The sequence below is a fragment of the Ruegeria sp. E5 genome, from assembly GCF_056534105.1.
Genome location: NZ_JBQFPA010000005.1, coordinates 263,290 through 281,339, shown reverse-complemented (window position 1 = coordinate 281,339; position 18,050 = coordinate 263,290). Strand labels below are relative to the sequence as shown.

The following is an 18,050-nucleotide window of genomic DNA, read 5'->3' as shown; positions in this document are numbered from 1 at the left end:
GGACTAGGCATCTGCAACCGCTAGAAAACGGCTGCGCTGTTCCAACAGAATTTCGGCCGGTGAGATCAACGCCTCTCCTGCTTTGGTAAGCGAGGGATATCTTCGGCTGCGATCGAAAAGCTCGACATCCAGATCGACATCCAGATTGGCGACCAAAGTGCTGATCACCGATTGTGCTTTGTTGCGTTTTCTGGCTGCGGCGGAAAAGGAACCTTCGTTATGGGTAGTAACGAACGCCGCCAACTGCTCGAATGACGCGCGCATCAGAACCCTCTTTCCATCTATCTATTATCAGTATGGTAGGCATCTTTATGGATCGCAACAACAGTCCGTTACTTGCCCAACGATATGAATTGAGGAGAACTTTCATGAGCTTTGCCGGTCGGCTTGTGCACGCGGTGTTGTTCGAGATCTTTGCGCTTATAAGTATTGCCCTAATACTTCCGCTAATCACACATATCGACGCGCAGAAATCATTGATGCTTGGGGTGTTCTTCTCCTTGGCAGCGATGCTTTGGAACGTTGTCTTTAATATCACGTTTGATTGGTCGCATTTCAAACTGGTCAACCAGTCCAATTCGTCTGTTTCGAGTTATCGCAACTGACCAGTGATTACGCCCAATGCGTATGCCTTTATGCTGATGATGGGATTCTCATCATCCGCTAAAGGAACAGATATGGGGAACCATTGGGCCAGTGATCTTCAATCCTGGTCCGTTGAGCGTCGTCAAAGTTCAGGTGTGCGACCTGAGCATTTGTGAACTCTTCTCGCATGGCATGGATTAATCCTGCGGGTTTTATGGCATCGGGAATCTCTGCCGCCTTTTCAACATGGGGCTCGACTGCTGTTTCGCCCAATTTGATCGCCGGTCCGAGCAGTGCGAAGGCAGGATTGATGGACAGAGCTGCGATCGCACCAATGAATTCAGCGATGCCCGCGCCCCATTTCAATCTGACTGGTATTTTGGTGGCTGCAACAGCCTTTGCGTAGGCCTTAACCAGCGTCTCCATGCGCTCGCGCGCCTCTTGTTTGCTGGTTCCTCTCAAAGCTTCGACCGATGTCCAGGCACGCAAGGCGTTGCGGTGTTCCTGCACCTCAGGCATTGCGCAAAGATCAAGCGCGGCCTTGATCTGGTCTTGATGAGAGCGTGTCTTGCCCTCAGCAGTTTCGTGATGTGGAACCAGAAATTCCCAACCAAACGCGCGCAGCAAAGGTTCCTGCTCTGGAGTGTCATCAAGGAAAGCCTGAGGGCCATCATAGGCCGGGATAACTGCGACCTCGGTGAGAGGTATTCCCTTGATTAGCGCCCGGTTCCGTTTGGCATCCACGAAATCCTGAAGAATCCGACGGGTTAGGTGAAACGCAGGCGCATCGAAATCCTCTTCCTTTAGCGCTGCTTCGAATCCGGGCTGTTGCTGAAGATCGGCCACATCCATTTCGGCGTCCGTAGCGATCTTTCGTTTTTTCCACTCCATGTGGTGCGCGTTGTCCCAGGAAACCTCCATCAAACGATCTCTGGGAATCCAGCTTAGTATCTTGTCCTGGCGCACCGGGTTCCATTTTGCAGGCCAAGTCGCTCCTTGCGGTGGCCGGGGGATCACCAGTGTCTCGAAAAGCACCAACTCGGCGACGAAAGCGCTCGGTCGAAGATGATCGCGCACTGACATGGTGCCCCAAAGCTGCGACGAATTGTTCATGGCATTTCTCCTGCAATCGTCTTGCAGATCAGGTTACCATCTTTGTGCACCAACCCAAGATGGTTGCTTGGGTATGCCCAAACAAAGCTGATGTAGCTTATGCAACAGGAATGCGGAAAACTCATCTCGCCGCGCTCGCAATTCCGCGCCACCATTTCTAATAGCGCCCCAAATGCCAAGCGTTGTCGCGAACGACTGGTCAGGCAATGCAGCGGTGCGATAGGACGGTATTTCCCGAAAATCCGGTCGCACCATTCTAGGCCATCAATGTGAATGTCCGCGTAGAGGATATTCATGGCTTCCTAGTCTGATGACCCTCTTCTTCAGCAACACAGTGATTACATCCGTGATGGCGTTGCAAATTCGATGCCAGTTGCACGGCGCTAACCGTTACATACCTACAGCTACAGCTCCGCCTTGACCGAGAGCCTCGGGTGAGCGGCGATAGCAAAACAAAGGTGATCGTGTCTTCAGGCTTAGCTGGCAGATTTTTGCGGGAATCGGCAATAAATGCTACGATAGCTTTGTTGGCAGGATCGCCGCTGGGTCTCTCCGGCCATCGCGCTTCGTTATTCTTTTTTATTACAACAAGTTCTTTTTTCTGCCGTTCGGCCGGGCGATCCGGGGCTTCTGGCCCAGCGTTTTAGAATGATTTTGAACGGAGGCAGACATGCCCGAAACAGTATTTGAACGCGCGCCAGACGGCGCAATCATTGGACTTCAGCATCATGGCGACCCTCTTGGAGGGCGTTCTAAAGGAACCAGTGCGCTGGATGTGGCGCAGGCTTATGCCGCCGAAGTGGCGGGGCTTTACCGGATAAAGCCCGATTTTCTTGACAGGCTCGGCGAGAGTGTTTCAGGCAAGTATAATCGCGAGGAGGGCAGCAAGCTGCGGCTGGAAGAAGCCAAGGCAGTACAGTCCTTTCTGGTCTACACATTTCGTCAGACACATCACGGCATCCCGGTCTGGGAGCGCGGTCTGACACTGCGCATGGCCGGCCCAGACAATGTGGTCACCGGTTCGTCCTCAAGTGTTGCTGCCGATATCGAACTCAGCAACGCCCCTACTCCGCCTGCTGGCCGCGACAAACAAGCTGGCACGGTTCTGCGCGAAGCTGTGAAAGGGGCCAAGTTCACAAAATTCAAGGTTAATGACACCCGGGACTTTGTCTATCGCTACGACGCAGAACATCGCCTGCCACACAAAGAACCGGGCGAGATCGAAGGGGCCGAGTTAACCCCGCTGCCAGAGATTGGTCGTGTGCCAAAGGGCATCAAGGACGGCGAATGGCGTTTCGTAAGCCTTGTACATTTTGGCTGCAAAATTCCCGACTACGGAGAGCTGAACTGGCGAGCATTGGTCGATTGGGAAACCGGCGCGGTGCTTTACATCCGGCCATTGGTGGGGTGTGTTTCGGGTTACGTCTTCACAGACGACCCGATATCACTTTCAGGAGATTCAGAGCTTGATCCGACGGCCCCGGTTGCGCTTTTGGATGCGCAACGCGAACTGGTGGCGCTGGAACGGTTGATATTACCGGGCGGTGGCGCACCGGTGGAACTAAGCGGCGAATTGGTGGCGGTACGGGATCTCGACACACCAAACATCGCCCCACCGACTGAAAACGCCGGTGCAGCATCGATCTTTGATTATCCCGCCGACAGCGACGATTTCGCGGCGGTCTGTGCGTACTACAACCATGATTTCCTGTATCGCTTCGTCCAGTCTTTGGGCTTCGATCTGCCCAGCTATTTCGACGGGGTGACCTTCCCAGTGGATGTTGATCACCGCTGGTTCAATCCCATTGCAGGACCGGTGAATGCTCAGGCGCCAGGCAATGCCATAGGCAATGGTGTGCTACGCTTTCGTTATGCGCTTGCGGCAAATGGCTCCACAGTCGGCATGGCCACAGACTCGCGCGTATCGGCGCATGAATTCGGGCACGCGGTGCTATGGGATCATCTCAATTGGCCCAATTTCGGCTTTTGTCATGGGTTTGGTGACGCGCTGGCGGCAATACTCTACGATCCTCAAGGTATTGCGCCGGATCGTTTCCGTACCTTCCCCTTCAGCAACCTAATCACCCGGCGATGGGACCGGTCGGTCGCCTCGGGTTGGGGCTGGGGTGGCACGATGGACGTGGGCGGATATCGGTCGACCGAGATCAATGCCACTACGTTAGGCCGAATCTATCGATCTCTCGGAGGTGATTCCACAGAACTCGACGACAGGCTGCATGCCAGCCGCTACACGATCTATCTGATCCTGCAGGCGGTGCCGCTTTTGGCCGGGATCGTGCCCAACACAGTCGAAGGTTTTTCCCGCGCCTTGCAGGAATCAGACGAGAACACCGCTCAATTCGACGGTGCAGCCGGAGGCTGGGCACACAAAGTGGTACGCTGGGGCTTTGAGAAACAGGCGCTCTACAACGGATCCCCGCCTGATGTTGACGTCTTCATTGATGACGGACGACAGGGTGAATACCCTTGGCACCAACCGGGCAACAATGCTCCCGGCTTCTGGAATCGGCACCGCCCTGACGGCGGCACCGACCACGAGACTCCGCGCCGCTGCGTCGAGAATTATCTGTATGTCCGGATCGGCAATCGCGGCAACTACCCAGCCCAATCAGTGACTTTGTCACTAGCCCGCGCGACGGAAGGCAAGGGCACCACATGGCCGGATGACTGGGATCCGCTTATCGTAGGCGAACCTATCGGCCAATCAGTGCATTGTGGCGACGAAGTGATCGTCGGCCCGATCCCATGGTGCCCCGAGGACCTGTGCGAGGAATACATTCTTGCCAGCGTGGATACGCCAGAAGACCGCAGCAATGTCGAAACGATCGCAGGCAGTCTGCCTGTCGATCGACTGGCGCTTGGTGACAACAACGTCGCCCTTCGCCGAATGGAGGTGAACCGCGCCGAAGATGACACCCCTTGCTGCGAGGAGGAAGAACCGAAGATGACGTATCGTTACGCTGTCAAGTTCGTCTGCGGCTGTTCCAAGGGCCGCATTTTGTCCCAGGGCCGCTATCACACAGCAATCAACATCGGAAACGGCAGCGGCGATGCTGTGCGTTTTCGTAAACGGGTGTCGTCGGCCTTGCCAAACGAAAAACCGGGCAATGTCTCGGCCAGAACGAAAAACAAACTCGGTCCCTGGGAATCGATGGAGATCGATTGCGAGGATGTGGCACGACACCTGCGGGTGGCCGAATGCTGTTTCCTGAAAGGGTTTGTCTTTATCGACAGCGAAACACCGCTGGACGTGGTCGCGGTATACACCGCTGCCCATGGTGAAGGCGAAGTGGAAACCATCGATGTCGAACCAGTCGTGCCTCGGCTGATCAAAAAGGTACCGCCCCCGCCACCGCCACCTCCGCCGCCGCCTCCACCCGAGGACAAGCCGGACCTGATCCCGGTGCAGCCCTTCCCTCCCGGCCCGCCACCCTTCCCGGCTTGGTATTGTGAGGAGCCGCGCAAGTTGAGGATCATCGTGCGTAACATTGGTGCAGGGGCTGCCGGGCCTTCGACCACGCGGGTCGATTTCTTCCAGAGCGGCGTGGTGGTCGATCTGCCGACACCGGCACTGGGGCCAAACGGGGATGAGACCACGCTATCGCTCGAATTCCCGGACGAGGTCAAAGGTGGCGAGCAGATCCCCTTCAAGATCACCGTCAATGCCAATCCGGCCGATGGTGTGACGGAGACAGACACCACCAACAACAGCGACTCTTCCTCCTGCGGCCTGGCCAGCTAAAGCAAACTGGGAGTGGCCCGGGCCATTATCGGCCCGGGCTGCGCGATCTAGAGGTGCTGGTCGCAAGGCTGCATCATGATCGTGATTGCGCTCTACGTACGGGAGGGCAATTTGCTTCAACGACACCAAGGTGGGACCGCCCTGTCTGATCCCAAAGTCAGACCTCAAGCTGCGATTTAAGTTTACTTTTTCACCGTTTCCCAAGGAGCGACAGGGTCGCCGCAGCCTAGTAACTATCTCTTTTCCGTTGCGCATCCTTAATAAGAGCAGCAAGCCGATAGAAACCGTGGGCCATCTTGGTGTAGGGCGTTAGCAGGAAGAATGTCAGGACCGATCCAAGATGAATAGCAAGCAACGCGGGCATCAAAGCCGTTGATCCGAAAGCGTAAAGAACAAGTCCGCTAAAACCGACGAATCCCAGCAACAGGATGAAACCGATATCGCCGCCCCATGCCGAAGCATCACCTAGATTACGATCGGACCTTTGCTTGAGAATTACCATGGCGCAGCAACCCACTGTCAACATCACACCGCCGGAAATTCCGAATAGTTTGGGCAAAGACCAGAACCCGTACGGCGCGTGAATTCCAAAGCCATAATGCATAACCGTTGCAATCGAGGTCGACGCGAAGCAAAGCAGGAAGCCATACATGATCGCGTGGTGAATATGACGTCGCGCCTGACTGAACCGGTCTTCGTCTTCAAAATTACAGCCTTCACCATGACCTGCGGCAAGATCCTGCATTTTGCCCGCTCGTTTGAAGGCGGCCAGCAGGTCCGCCATTTTGATGGGTTTTCCCCCCACCTCGGCCCAATAGCGCCTTAGGCTGATGGCAATGCTAAAGAGTGGCAGCAAGAATGCCGGAGCAAAAACCGCAACCATCGCATTATGCGACAGAACGGCATAAAACCCGTCCCCTCCGCTGGAACCTATCGCGCGAATTGCCCAGAACAACAGGGCAAATCCGACCACAAGTGCCAGCGCAATCGCCCCGCCATGGGTGTGAAATCGACGCGCCAGCGGCTGCGGCCATGCGAAGCTTTCCCAGCTGTCCCTCCGTACCTCGGCCAGAGCCTTCGGCAAATTCAGGTCGAACTCGTGCGGGGCTGTGTACTGGCAGGCGTAGTAGCAGCCGCGGCAGTTGTGGCACAGGTTGGCCAGTTGCGTGATGTCCCCATCCGAGAACGCGCGTTCCGCATGAAGCGACGGAAAGACCGAGCAATAGCCCTCGCAATAGCGGCAGGCGTTGCAAATTTCAGCCTGACGGCGGGCTTCCTGTATCAATTCAATTTGCATAAGCGGCGGCCTCACGTCCTGCGATGCGTCCAAAGACGGTTCCGATGGTCATGCCGAAACCGGCTAGATAGCCTTGCCCAAGGATCGAGCCCGCCATGGTTTCGCCAGCCGCCCACATGTTTTTGATCTTGCCGTCGGCGCTCGAACATTGCGCGGCATCGTCGACTTTGAGGCCCAAATAGGTGAAGGTTACGCCCGTACGCAGCGAATAACCGTAAAATGGCGGCTCGGTGATCGGACGCGCCCAGTTGGTCTTGGGCGGGTTCAAGCCAGATGTTGAAACGCCGTCCAGCTCTGTCGGATGAAAGGCGCTGGTGTCTCCGCAGGCGGCGTTGAATTCAGCGATTGTTGCGGCCAACTTTTCGGCAGGCAGGCCCATCATCCCGGCCAGTTCTTCCAACGTATCTGCCTTCAGCGGTGGAAACACCGACGGCATGAACAGATTCAACGAATTGGCGTCGATGACCACATAGCCAACTTGATCTGGTTGGGCTGCCACCAAGCGCCCCCAGATTGCATAGCGCTTGGGCCAGACATCCTCGCCCTCATCGTAGAAGCGCTCGGCATCCTTGTTCAAGACGATCGAAAACGGCACACAATCCAGACGGGTGACAATACCACCGTCAAATTTCGGTGCACGCCCATCGATAGCAACGGCGTGGCATTGGGTCGGGTCGCCAACACTCTCGACGCCTTGATCCAGAAGATCAGCTAGGACCACGCCTCGGTTATAAGGAGTGCCTCGGATCAGAAAGTTTTTTGCAGGCTCACCCCATGCACGGGTCAGCCAATCCGTATCGGCCTGAAACCCGCCCGAGGCGACGATGACTGCGTTTGGCATTATCCGGTGGTTTTGACCTTCATAGGTATAGTCGACCCATTCGATCCGATCCCCGTTCAGCTCCAAATGCGTGACGGCGGCTTCATACAAAACATCGATACCCAAACCCGCCGCAGTTCGGTAATAAGCATTCACCAGAGACTTCCCGCCTCCCATAAAAAAGGCATTTGTCCGTGCCAAAGAAAGTGTTCCGGAAAGAGAGGGTTGAAACCTGACACCGTGCTCTTCCATCCATGGCAGGCATTCCTCGGAAGTGCGGATCGCAAGGCGGGCCAGATGCTCATCAGTTTTGCCGCCGGTGACCTTCATCAAGTCCGCGAGATATTCGTCTTCGCTATACTCTTCGATCAACGGGCCCAAAGGACCACCATGCATGCAGCGAAAATTGCGCGTATGGCGCGAGTTTCCTCCGCGATAGGGTTTTGGCGCGGTTTCCAGTATCAGAACGCGGGCACCGGCTTCGGCGGCGGTCATCGCGGCGCATAGAGCAGCGTTCCCGCCACCGATCACAGCGATATCGTAAGCTTCCTTTTGGGTGGCCATATCCTGTCTACCTAGTGATTTTCGTCGGTTGTCCGATCGCGTTCCTGCAACGCCCGGATACGCATTCGTTGTGCGGCCTGAATATGCCCGCGCATTTCTGTCTCGGCCGCCGCGCCATCACGTGCCTTCAGCGCGGCCATGATACGCCGATGTTCAGCGACTGCCGCTTCGGCCCGATCCCCGTCCAACAATTGCGACGGCCCAAGGATCAGCAGCGCCTTCTGCAAGGACAGCATGGATTTCGCGAGAAATCGGTTCTTGGCTGCATCCAAAAGCGTGGCGTGAAATATCCGGTTGATCCGAGCCGCGTCTGGACCTGTGCCAGCCTCGGCCAATCGATCATTCAAAACATCCAACTCGTCCAATTCGACATCCGACGCCGCACGCGCTGCTAGACGGGCCGCAGTGCCCTCGAGCACTGCGCGCATCTCATAGAGTTCCATCACCTCGGCGTAATCCAGACTGCGGACGGTCGCGCCCTGCCGCGGTACATGCGTGACCAGGCCGTCGGTCTCCAGCTGCCGGATCGCCTCGCGCACCGGTGTTCGGCTGACACCCAACCGTTCAGACAGCTCAATCTCGCGCAGGCGCTCGCCGGGCAGAAGGGTGCCCTCGCGAATCTCATCCAACAAGCGTTGATACGCCGAATTGCCTTGCGGGCCAGGCTGTAAGGGGTCGTCCTGAATGGTCATCGCGTGCTCACTTGTCTTCTTGCGTCCATTTGTATACATTTGGATACATAGTGAGTCAATATTGTCGGAAGCTGCACTTTGCCCACCCAGAACAAAACACCTTCTCTCCTCGCAAAGCGGGCCCTAACACTGGGCTTGGCACTTCTTGGCACAGGGCTATTCTGGGCGTTGGATCTGCCATTGCCTTTTCTGTTCGGCCCGATGAGCGCGTGTCTGATTGCGGCTCTGGCTCATGCGCCAATGGAAGGCTTTGGTCAGGTCTCGATTGCGGCGCGCACCATACTTGGCGTGGCTGTGGGGGCTTCGATTACCCCAGCCCTATTTGCAGAACTGCCGAAGATGGCAGCGTCGATTGCACTGATCCCGTTCTTTATCCTGCTGATCGCGCTGGTCGGAGTGCCATTCTTCCGCAAGGTCTGGGGCTTTGATACCACGACCGCGTTTTACGCGGCCATGCCCGGCGGATTGCAGGATATGATCATCTTCGGGGCCGAGGCTGGCGCTAACCCGCGAACGCTGTCCCTGATCCACGGAACCCGCGTTCTGATTATTGTAACGCTGGCCCCTCTGTTTCTTACGGTGTTTTACGACGCCCAACTCACTAACCCAATCGGAGAACCCGCGCGCAACCTGCCGATACATGAATTGGCGCTGATGGTTCTTGCTGCCTTTGTCGGCTGGAAAGGCGGTGAGCGGATCGGCTTGTTCGGAGCGTCGATTCTAGGGCCAATGATCCTGACGGCTGCGTTGTCACTGGGCGACTTCATTCACACCCGACCGCCTCGCGAGGCCATCCTTGCAGCTCAGTTCTTTATCGGCTGCGGTATCGGCGTGAAATTCGTAGGTGTCACATGGGTCGAACTACGCCGTGTGGTAGCGGCGGGATTCGCCTATGTCATTGTCCTCGCCGTTCTGGCGGCCGCTTTCACTGCCGTTGTCACCACCTTGGGGCTGGGCCAACCGGTCGAGGCATTTTTGGCCTTTGCCCCCGGCGGGCAGGCAGAAATGACAGTTCTGGCCATCGTCTCAGGCGCGGATCTGGGCTTTGTGATCACGCATCATCTGACAAGGATCGTGTTGGTAATCATCGGTGCGCCGATAGCGGCCAACCTTATCCTGCGCTGGTCCAAACCTCGGGGTTGATCATGTGAACCGGAGCGCCTGCAGCGTAGGCGTTCACTTGATCGAAAATGTCCGAAAATTGCAGATCGAACTCATCCTCGGTCACAAAGCCGATATGCGGCGTCGCAATCAGATTTGGATGCGAAAGCAAGGGGTCTTTCGGATCATTGAGGGGTTCGGAATCGAAGACATCGATTGCGGCCTTCCCGGGATGACCGGCATTCAGCGCCCCAAGCAATGCCCCTTTTGCAATAAGGCCAGCACGAGATGTATTCACAAACAGTGATCCCGGCTTCATGTGTGCGAAGTCCGACGCAGTAATGATGCCGTTTGTGCCTGGCTTCAGGCGAACATGGATCGAGACAACATCGCTGTTGGCAAAGAAAGCTTCGCGGTTCGCGGCGACCTGAACACCATCTGCCTGCGCCCGAACCCGACCTTCATCTGAGGACCACCAGACTACATTCATTCCAAATGCCTCGGCGTAGCCCGCGACAGCGCGTGCGATACGGCCATAGCCGTACAGTCCCAGCTGCCGCCCTCTCAGCGTCTTGCCAACTCCGGCCTGCCACCGCCCCGCTTTGACCGAGGCCATCTGCGCCGGTAAATCGCGCATCCCGGCCATGATCAGCGCCCAAGTGAGTTCGGCTGCAGCATACGAAGGCGTTCCACCATGCATGTTTGAACACAGCAGAACACCGTTGTCCGAGCATGCCTGCACATCAACGTGCGGATACACGCTGCGCTGACTTATCAATCTCAGGTTCGGCAGCTTTTCGATCAAGTCGCGGGTTACCTTGGTGCGTTCGCGAAACAGAACCAACGCCTCGGCCTCCTGCAACCGTGCCGCCAATTCATCGGTATCCTCGACATGATCTGTCCAGATCTTCACTTCGTGGTCGGATAGCTTTCCAAAACAAGGCAAGCCCTGCAGTGTATCAAACCAATCATCCAGAATGTGAACCTTCATCGACTTTCCACACCTTGCCCGGTGTTCAGTTTTCTTGGCGTCGGCACAAAATGCAGCGTATCGAGTGCTGCAAGCGCATTGCGGACCCGCTCGCTTTGATCCAGCAAATGGTTGAACTGCTCATCGCACCCGGCGATCGGCGTCGGGTATTCCGCAATATCCCGCCGCAGGACCGACTGCGCCAGCCTGAGTTCCTGACGCGCAATATCGAGGCATTCAGAATAATTGTTCATCGTGGCACCTTCATATTGTATACCTTAGTATACATAACGGAGATCCCAGTTTCAACTGCCGCTCCACACAGATCCGGGTATGTAAACATGCCCATCTGCAAGCTTTCGCGCAGTCCGCACCAGACCAGCAGAGTTTACGTTGAAGTCCCCGTCATTCGAGAAGTCCACCAGCACATCAATCTTCCCAGAAGCGTGTTCCAGCACAACTTCAGCCGGGCTTGCCTTAGGTCGGTCCAACAACCCATCAGCGACGGTTCCGGGCGTCAAAGCACAAGACGCCATGCACTGCGCACCCGTAACGGCCATTGTCGGGTGAGTTTTCCATGGCATGAAATACCGAACTGCAAGGGTTCCGCCCTCTTTGGCTGGTGCCAACAGCCCGAATTTGGGGGTTACCGATTTCGATACATCCCCCATACCCATCAGTTCCCCGGCTTCGATCCGAACTGCCTCCATCCGGGCAAAGAAAGAGCGGTTGGCGTCCAGTTCTTCTGCACTTTCATACCCAGTTAGTCCAAAATCGGTGGCGCGGGCCATAGCCATAGGCATCGCGACATCCATACAGGTCAGTTCGACCCCTTGCACCGTATCGCGCAGATTTCCGGTGGGCAGAAATGCACCCGTTGCCGAACCCACAACTCCCATAAAACTCAGTTGTACCGGTGCAGATTGCCCGGGAACTCCGGCAATCTCGGCATCGCCCTCATAGGCCAGTTCACCACCCGGGGTCTGCACTTTGGCAACCACTCGCGCACCCGTATTAACTGCGCGTATCCGGACCACGGTCTCATCGCCTTGAGGCTGAAACAAACCCATTTCAATTGCGGCCGGAGCGACGCCGGAAAGAATGTTTCCGCAAGTTGGCTTGAAGTCGACCAGCTTTTCCTCAACCGAAACCTGCGCGAAGAAATAATCGATATCGGCCCATTCATCATCGCTGACAGATAACATGGCTACCTTGGTCGTCACAGCAGTACCGCCACCGATTCCGTCAATGTTAAACGCCTGCCCGGCCCCTAGGGCAGCGACCAGCACATCAGCCAACGTGTCCATATCCGCGGGCAGGTCAGAGCGACGAAAATAGGGCCCCCGCGAAGTGCCGCCACGCATGAAAATATACGGGATTGCTGTCTGGGTCATCTCGAACCCCTCCTCTACAAACCGTCAAAAACTGTTGTGTTTTCAGCTTTGTCCGACCTGCCTGCTTCGCAGGCCGGACCTCAGTGGAGCATTCATTTCAGTGGCCATGGCAGGCTCACCATGTCTTGCAACAGTCCCGGTGGGAAATCCCGGTTCAGAGCGCCTGCCATGACGCACATGAAACCGATGCCGCAGGCTGTCAGGATCAGCGTCATCTGCCAGCTTGAACCGGCTCGAATGCGGAAGAAGGCAATCAGAAACCCGATCAGGGCTAGGATGAAACCAACAACCCACGTTGCCGCGATAAGACCTGCAAACCACGCCAACGTCGACCAAAGCCCATGCGGAGCGCTCGCATCTTCACCGGCAATTTCCTTATCGGCAAAGATTGCATCACCCTCGGGTCTCCGCATCATCTGGATCAGCAGGATCACGCAGCAGAACAAGGACACACTGCCGATCACCAACGGGATGATCTTGTCGGTCATGTTGTAGTCTGGGATCATGTTGGCGTTGATCAATGCCGCGATTAGGTAGGCCATGATCACCAGCAGGAAGATCAACGGCGCGCGCTTGCTGCCAGACTGGACTTCACCTTCGGCCATGATCATCTTAGCCTGCCGAATTCCTAAAATGACCGAAGCCACGGTGACCAAGATCAGAACAATCACGATCGGGCTGAAGACATACTCCATGCCCTCACCAAAGCTTTTGCGGAACCGGAATGAGGCAATCTGGAATGCCTGATTGGTAAACTTCTCAACCGGGTTCGACAGCACGAACCCAATAAGAAAGGCCGGGCGCGACCAATCGAACCGGCGCAGGAAGATCCCGATCAGGCCGATCACAAACAGCGCCAGAAGGTCTTCGAAGTTCTGACCGGACTGGAAGGCTGCAAAGCTGATCAGCATGAACAGGAAAGGTGCCAGATAGGTGAAGCGGATCGTTGTCAGCTTGGCGATGCCTCCGGAAGCCGCGATGCACAGGATGGTGCCCACGACGTTGGCAAGCGCCAAAAGCCAAACGATCGAATAGGTGATGTCGAGATTGTCCTTGAGCATGCTCGGACCGACCTCGATGTCACCAGATCCCAACAGAGCCACTGCACCGATGAAGATCGCCATCGAGCCCGAGCCGGGAATGCCGAACAGTAGCGTAGGCACCAGCCCGCCGCCTTCCTTGGCGTTGTTTGAGCTTTCCGGCCCGATGACGCCACGCACTTCGCCCTTGCCGAAGTTGCTTTTATCTTTGGTCGATTGAACCGAATGGCCGTAAGCGATCCAGTCGACGACCGAACCGCCTAGGCCGGGAATGACGCCAACGACCACCCCGATGATCGAGCAGCGAACAGACAGCCAGATATTCGCGGCCCAGTCTTTGACGCCGTCCAGCCAACCCGCCCCCAGCGAAGCCCCTTTGGCAATCGATCGATCCTGCCGCAGCAGCGAGACGATTTCGGGAACGGCAAAGATGCCCAATCCAACGATGACCAGCTTCAAACCATCTGTCAGATACGGAATGTCATAGGTTGCCATACGGAGCGAACCGCCAGCGTCCGCCTCACCAATTGTGCCAACCATCAACCCAAGCCCAGCAGCTGCGACGCCCTTTAAGGGGATGCGCCCAGCCAGAATGGCAACCATGGAAAGGCCGAGGATGGTGATCATCAGCATCTCTGGTAGACCAAACGCCAGAACGATGGGCCGCGCGACCAGAATGAACATTGTTAGGAAGGTTGCGCCGACCAAACCGCCAAACAGCGATGAAGCGAACGCGGCAGACAATGCCCGCGCGGCCTCACCCTTCTTCGCCATTGGGAAGCCGTCCAGGACAGTTGCCTGAGAGGCGGAGCTGCCGGGGATCCCCATAAGAACAGAAGCAAAGGTGTCAGAGGTCGGAACAACGGCGACCATCCCGATCATCAGCGCCAAACCAAGGATTGGGTCCATCCCGAACATGAAAGGCAGCAACAGGGACAAACCGGCAATACCGCCAAGTCCCGGGAAAACACCTACGGCCAGTCCCATAACGACACCGAGAACAAGATATCCCAGTACGATAGGTTGCAGGATCAAACCCCACGCATCATTGAGCGCAGGAAGAGCGGTGGCGAAAACCTCCATAGCGGCCGCCTTTCATATACTGTCTTGTGTTTAAAAAAGCGCGCACCCGACATTGGGGTGCGCGCTGTGGTGTGTGGGCTTAGTTCAGCTCGACACCGTAGGCTTCTTTGAGCCAGTTCAGAACGTAGCCTTTGGCATTGTCGTCGACGTTTGTCGCGGTTTGCAGCGCCGCCTTGGAACCGTCGCCCACAAATACCGGGTACTTACCGACGCGTTTGGACGAAATATCAGCAAAGTCGCCGCGCTCGGTCACAGCCTGAAACGCTGCGGTGTAGGCATCGACCACTTCCTGTGGTGTATCACCAGGCAGAAAAGCCAACTTCTGAACCGGGAAACCCGCGACAAAGAACGCTTTCCAAGCGTCCCACGCCTCGCCACTGGTTTCACAGCCATCCGTTTCCTCGCAAACCTCTTTGAAGGTTGGAATATCAGGGAAGGTCGGGTCGCGGACGATGTTTCCATCGGCATCCAGCGCCCCCCAGGTCATCATCGGCACAGCCTGACCGGCCTCAACCAGCGGGGCGGATCCACCCAAATAGCCGGATGAGGTCTGATAGTCGATGTTAGCTTCGCCACGTTCGAACATCAGACGACCATCGCCACGGCCTTTGATGCCAAAGACTGGCTCAACGTTCATACCCAGCATTTGCCATGCCAACAGCGGCACGAGATCCAGACGCGTTGCGCCCTGCGAGCCGTAGATGAAGTTCGTGTCTTTCAACGCATTTGCGGAGCCATCAAACTTGGCACCATCTTCTGCGTTCAGATAGGCGACACCACCCGTCCCGGACGCCATAACCGGGATCCAGTCGTTGTATTCATAACGCACGCGCGGATCGCTCAGCAGATAAGGGAATTGAGTTGAACCGGAAGTGCCGAACAACAAGGTTCCATCATCGTGGCTTTGTTCCTGGAACCAGTTTGCGCCTTTGGTCGAACCAGCACCCGGCATGAATTTCACGACCACGGTCGGTTGACCCGGAAGAGCTTCGGACAGAAGCGGCGCAAAGAAGTTGGCCCATTTCGCCGAACCACCCGTTTCCGAGAACGGGATGACCCATTCGATGGTCTTGCCCGAGAAATCAACCTCGGCAGCGGCAGGTGCAGCGATACCGGCGGCGGCGATCAGCCCCACGACGGCGCGACGGGTGAAGTTGGAAATGGTCATTGGTTCCTCCCTGTTGACCAGACAATCACGTCATCGCCCCCGGCGCTACCGTGATCGCAAATAGAACTGTGGGGTTGATTCCCCCTCCCATCTGGCAATCATGGAGCGCCAACCTTGCGCGAAACTTGCAGGAGACCTAATGCGGATCGTCATAGTCGAGGACAATGAGCCACTCGCCAATGCCATTGCTTATCGCCTTCGTGACCGAGGTCATGCGGCAGATATACTGACTGACGGAGATGCGGCTGACCTTTACCTTCAACAAGAAGGCGCGGATTTGATCGTTTTGGATATCAACCTACCCGGCCGGTCAGGGTTGGACATCCTGAGGTCGCTTCGCGAACGTGGTGACAGTGCGCCCGTGATCCTGCTAACAGCGCGCACCGAAACAAGCGACCGGGTGACCGGTTTGGATATGGGCGCAGATGACTATCTGGTCAAACCCTTCGAAATGGACGAGTTAGAAGCACGCGTCCGAGCACTTTCTCGGCGCAAAGAGCTTGACTACGGAGCGCGGGAGAGCATCGGTAGCCTCGAATTCGACCGCGCATCGCGTCAGGTTAGTGTTCAGGGCGAAGTCATTGATATACCACGGCGGGAAATAGCGGTGCTTGAATGCCTGTTGGAGCGTCGGGGCAGAATTGTTCCTAAAAGCCAACTCACAGATTATGTCTATGGCGTTGGGGCCGATGTCGATGACTCAGCTGTTGAACCTCATGTGTCGCGGTTACGAAAACGCCTTCAGAATCTCGGCATTAAGATCAAGACAGCGCGCGGTCTGGGATACATTCTTGAGGTGCAGAAGTGATCAGGCACGGCTCCCTCAGGCTACGACTCTTCATTCTTATCCTGACACCCTTGGTGTTGCTTGCGATCCTTCTTGGGCTTTGGCGCTTTATGATTGCCCAGGAAACGGCTCAGGAGCTGTTTGACGACAGCCTGCTATCTGCCGGTCTTGCAATTTCACGAGATGTCGCGATTTCAGGAGGTGACGCACTTTCGCCCACCACGCGCAGCTTGATCCGCGACGCGTCGGGCGGAGAGATCTTTTATCATGTTACGGGCCCGGGTGGCATCTACGTGACTGGCTATGCATACCCTCCGGCACCCGCGAACCCGTCTACACAAGAGGCGAACAGGCCGCAGTTTTTCGAAGCACTCTATCGCGACGAGCCGGTGCGAGTTCTTAAGCTGACAGAACGTGTGACCATAGAAAATTTGATAGGAGATGCGACGGTCACAGTTTGGCAACGTATGGCGGATCGCAACGCGTTTGCAAATGAGCTGTCAATCCGCGCAGGAATTCTCATGGGAATCCTACTTGCCACTCTGGCATTTGTGGTATGGTTCGGAGTTGCTCGCGGCCTGCGGCCCCTCCTGGATTTACAGGACGCAATCGACCTGCGCTCCCCAGATGACCTGAGTGAGATAAAACGCCCTGTACCGGCCGAAGTTCAAGGTGTCGTCAAAACCTTGAACCGACTCTTTGGACAGGTGGAAAAAAGTATCAATGCCCATCAGGTGTTCATATCCGAAGCCGCACATCAGCTACGGAACCCGGCGGCCGCCGTTCAGTCGATGGCCGAAGCGCTTCGAGATGCGAAAACCGATAAAGACCGAGATAAGCGCATCATCGAGCTTGTTGCAGCGGCAAAGAACTCAGCAACAGTCGCTGAACAACTGCTATCACTTGAACGGCTCAGGCAACCGACGCACCAAGATCAAATGGTTGAAATTGATTTCCGCTCGGTTGTCGAAGAAGCCTGCGCAGAAATGGGAGTTCACATTCTTGCAAAAGGCATCGAGTTTGATGTCACGATGCCAGAGACGGCGGTCACAGTATCAGGTGATCAGGTGTTTCTAACTGAAGCTCTAAAGAACCTGTTAGACAATGCTGTTAAGCACGGTGGCGCTAAACTGAGCCGCATTTCAGTCGTGCTGCGTTCTGACGGCGGAAACGTTAGGCTTACTGTCGCTGATGACGGCGCTGGCCTTTCGCCCGACCAAAGCGAAGCTGCATTTAGTCGGTTCTCCCAGTTGGAATATTCCGAAGGCAGTGGTCTGGGTTTGTCAATCGTCTCTGCGGTGGCGCAGCGCCACGACGGATCAGTCTTAATCAACCAGGTCGAAAGAGGAGCGAGCGTTACGCTTGAGCTTCCGATAATTCTTTGAATTGTTTCGTTTTTGACAAATCCGGCCCCTATCAGGATTGAAATACATTATTTAAAATTGCTGCGAATGTAGGTTTTCCGCGTCCTTTTTGCTGCGACTGAGATGTTCACTAAACGTGCCGGCCCCGCGTGAGTTGGGGGCCCGCATTGGCGATGCGTGTCGTGCCAAGATCATCGTCCTCAGGCCTACCGGTAATTTCAACTGCGACAAATGCGAGACCCTTTAGGATCAAACACTTGATCGATGAACATTTGACTGGATTTCGATCAAACGACTGATAACTTGCCT

15 protein-coding genes are annotated in these 18,050 nt (G+C 56.0%); 5 read left to right on the top strand and 10 right to left on the bottom strand.

The window, feature by feature from the left end:
* Positions 1–3: 3 nt before the first annotated feature.
* Positions 4–264 carry a helix-turn-helix domain-containing protein gene (locus tag ACR0BI_RS18480; RefSeq protein ID WP_170597531.1) on the bottom strand — a complete coding sequence of 87 codons (261 nt, stop codon included), beginning with the start codon at positions 262–264 and terminating at the stop codon, positions 4–6.
* Positions 265–368: 104 nt separating this feature from the next.
* Here ACR0BI_RS18480 and ACR0BI_RS18475 point away from each other — a divergent pair, with 104 nt between their 5' ends.
* Complete coding sequence (locus ACR0BI_RS18475; RefSeq protein ID WP_480562550.1) at positions 369–605, top strand: chlorhexidine efflux transporter; 237 nt, start codon at positions 369–371, stop codon at positions 603–605.
* Between the two features lie 58 nt (positions 606–663).
* Here ACR0BI_RS18475 and ACR0BI_RS18470 read toward each other — a convergent pair whose 3' ends face one another.
* A complete protein-coding gene (locus tag ACR0BI_RS18470; RefSeq protein WP_170597535.1) occupies positions 664–1,698 on the bottom strand; it encodes a hypothetical protein in 1,035 nt (344 codons plus the stop codon).
* A gap of 670 nt (positions 1,699–2,368) precedes the next feature.
* On the opposite strand from ACR0BI_RS18470, the gene ACR0BI_RS18465 reads away from it, so the two are divergent.
* The gene (locus tag ACR0BI_RS18465; protein WP_480562551.1) at positions 2,369–5,461 is read left to right on the top strand and encodes a hypothetical protein; all 3,093 of its coding nucleotides are present in this window, start codon (positions 2,369–2,371) and stop codon (positions 5,459–5,461) included.
* 226 nt (positions 5,462–5,687) lie between these two features.
* On the opposite strand, the gene tcuB is transcribed toward ACR0BI_RS18465, so the two are convergent.
* Genes tcuB through ACR0BI_RS18450 form a run of 3 tightly spaced genes read right to left on the bottom strand, consistent with a single transcriptional unit; the run spans position 5,688 to position 8,834 of the window.
* A complete protein-coding gene (gene tcuB / locus ACR0BI_RS18460; protein ID WP_480562552.1) occupies positions 5,688–6,758 on the bottom strand; it encodes a tricarballylate utilization 4Fe-4S protein TcuB in 1,071 nt (356 codons plus the stop codon).
* On the bottom strand, positions 6,748–8,142 hold the full coding sequence (gene tcuA, locus ACR0BI_RS18455) for an FAD-dependent tricarballylate dehydrogenase TcuA (RefSeq protein ID WP_480562553.1): 1,395 nt from the start codon (positions 8,140–8,142) through the stop codon (positions 6,748–6,750). Before tcuA ends, tcuB begins: the two co-directional genes overlap by 11 nt.
* An 11-nt stretch (positions 8,143–8,153) precedes the next feature.
* Positions 8,154–8,834, bottom strand: coding sequence for a GntR family transcriptional regulator (locus ACR0BI_RS18450; RefSeq protein WP_170392730.1), 681 nt, complete (start codon positions 8,832–8,834; stop codon positions 8,154–8,156).
* Between the two features lie 78 nt (positions 8,835–8,912).
* Here ACR0BI_RS18450 and ACR0BI_RS18445 point away from each other — a divergent pair, with 78 nt between their 5' ends.
* Entirely contained in the window at positions 8,913–9,977 is a 1,065-nt protein-coding gene (locus tag ACR0BI_RS18445; protein WP_170424977.1) for an AbrB family transcriptional regulator, read from the top strand.
* On the opposite strand, the gene ACR0BI_RS18440 is transcribed toward ACR0BI_RS18445, so the two are convergent.
* The 5 genes from ACR0BI_RS18440 to ACR0BI_RS18420 all read right to left on the bottom strand — a co-directional run bounded on the left by ACR0BI_RS18440 (position 9,946) and on the right by ACR0BI_RS18420 (position 15,590).
* Positions 9,946–10,926: a D-2-hydroxyacid dehydrogenase family protein gene (locus ACR0BI_RS18440; RefSeq protein WP_170392732.1), complete on the bottom strand. Its 981-nt coding sequence runs from the start codon at positions 10,924–10,926 to the stop codon at positions 9,946–9,948. The genes ACR0BI_RS18445 and ACR0BI_RS18440 overlap by 32 nt on opposite strands.
* Positions 10,923–11,159 (bottom strand): hypothetical protein, encoded by a 237-nt coding sequence (locus tag ACR0BI_RS18435; RefSeq protein ID WP_170391780.1) that lies wholly within the window; start codon positions 11,157–11,159, stop codon positions 10,923–10,925. Before ACR0BI_RS18435 ends, ACR0BI_RS18440 begins: the two co-directional genes overlap by 4 nt.
* 51 nt (positions 11,160–11,210) lie before the next feature.
* Positions 11,211–12,299 carry a 4-oxalomesaconate tautomerase gene (locus tag ACR0BI_RS18430; RefSeq protein ID WP_480562554.1) on the bottom strand — a complete coding sequence of 363 codons (1,089 nt, stop codon included), beginning with the start codon at positions 12,297–12,299 and terminating at the stop codon, positions 11,211–11,213.
* 92 nt (positions 12,300–12,391) lie between these two features.
* Complete coding sequence (locus ACR0BI_RS18425; RefSeq protein WP_170565303.1) at positions 12,392–14,422, bottom strand: tripartite tricarboxylate transporter permease; 2,031 nt, start codon at positions 14,420–14,422, stop codon at positions 12,392–12,394.
* Between the two features lie 79 nt (positions 14,423–14,501).
* Positions 14,502–15,590: a tricarboxylate transporter gene (locus ACR0BI_RS18420; RefSeq protein ID WP_480562555.1), complete on the bottom strand. Its 1,089-nt coding sequence runs from the start codon at positions 15,588–15,590 to the stop codon at positions 14,502–14,504.
* A 139-nt stretch (positions 15,591–15,729) separates the two neighbouring features.
* On the opposite strand from ACR0BI_RS18420, the gene ACR0BI_RS18415 reads away from it, so the two are divergent.
* A complete protein-coding gene (locus ACR0BI_RS18415; RefSeq protein ID WP_480562556.1) occupies positions 15,730–16,398 on the top strand; it encodes a response regulator transcription factor in 669 nt (222 codons plus the stop codon).
* Positions 16,395–17,762, top strand: coding sequence for a sensor histidine kinase (locus ACR0BI_RS18410; protein WP_480888638.1), 1,368 nt, complete (start codon positions 16,395–16,397; stop codon positions 17,760–17,762). Before ACR0BI_RS18415 ends, ACR0BI_RS18410 begins: the two co-directional genes overlap by 4 nt.
* Positions 17,763–18,050: the final 288 nt, after the last annotated feature.

What these genes read in the sequence shown, in the direction of transcription:
- ACR0BI_RS18480 (WP_170597531.1), bottom strand. Translation starts at nt 264, where the DNA reads ATGCGCGCGTCATTCGAGCAGTTGGCGGCGTTCGTTACTACCCATAAC.
- ACR0BI_RS18475 (WP_480562550.1), top strand. Translation starts at nt 369, where the DNA reads ATGAGCTTTGCCGGTCGGCTTGTGCACGCGGTGTTGTTCGAGATCTTT.
- ACR0BI_RS18470 (WP_170597535.1), bottom strand. Translation starts at nt 1,698, where the DNA reads ATGAACAATTCGTCGCAGCTTTGGGGCACCATGTCAGTGCGCGATCAT.
- ACR0BI_RS18465 (WP_480562551.1), top strand. Translation starts at nt 2,369, where the DNA reads ATGCCCGAAACAGTATTTGAACGCGCGCCAGACGGCGCAATCATTGGA.
- tcuB (WP_480562552.1), bottom strand. Translation starts at nt 6,758, where the DNA reads ATGCAAATTGAATTGATACAGGAAGCCCGCCGTCAGGCTGAAATTTGC.
- tcuA (WP_480562553.1), bottom strand. Translation starts at nt 8,142, where the DNA reads ATGGCCACCCAAAAGGAAGCTTACGATATCGCTGTGATCGGTGGCGGG.
- ACR0BI_RS18450 (WP_170392730.1), bottom strand. Translation starts at nt 8,834, where the DNA reads ATGACCATTCAGGACGACCCCTTACAGCCTGGCCCGCAAGGCAATTCG.
- ACR0BI_RS18440 (WP_170392732.1), bottom strand. Translation starts at nt 10,926, where the DNA reads ATGAAGGTTCACATTCTGGATGATTGGTTTGATACACTGCAGGGCTTG.
- ACR0BI_RS18435 (WP_170391780.1), bottom strand. Translation starts at nt 11,159, where the DNA reads ATGAACAATTATTCTGAATGCCTCGATATTGCGCGTCAGGAACTCAGG.
- ACR0BI_RS18430 (WP_480562554.1), bottom strand. Translation starts at nt 12,299, where the DNA reads ATGACCCAGACAGCAATCCCGTATATTTTCATGCGTGGCGGCACTTCG.
- ACR0BI_RS18425 (WP_170565303.1), bottom strand. Translation starts at nt 14,422, where the DNA reads ATGGAGGTTTTCGCCACCGCTCTTCCTGCGCTCAATGATGCGTGGGGT.
- ACR0BI_RS18420 (WP_480562555.1), bottom strand. Translation starts at nt 15,590, where the DNA reads ATGACCATTTCCAACTTCACCCGTCGCGCCGTCGTGGGGCTGATCGCC.
- ACR0BI_RS18415 (WP_480562556.1), top strand. Translation starts at nt 15,730, where the DNA reads ATGCGGATCGTCATAGTCGAGGACAATGAGCCACTCGCCAATGCCATT.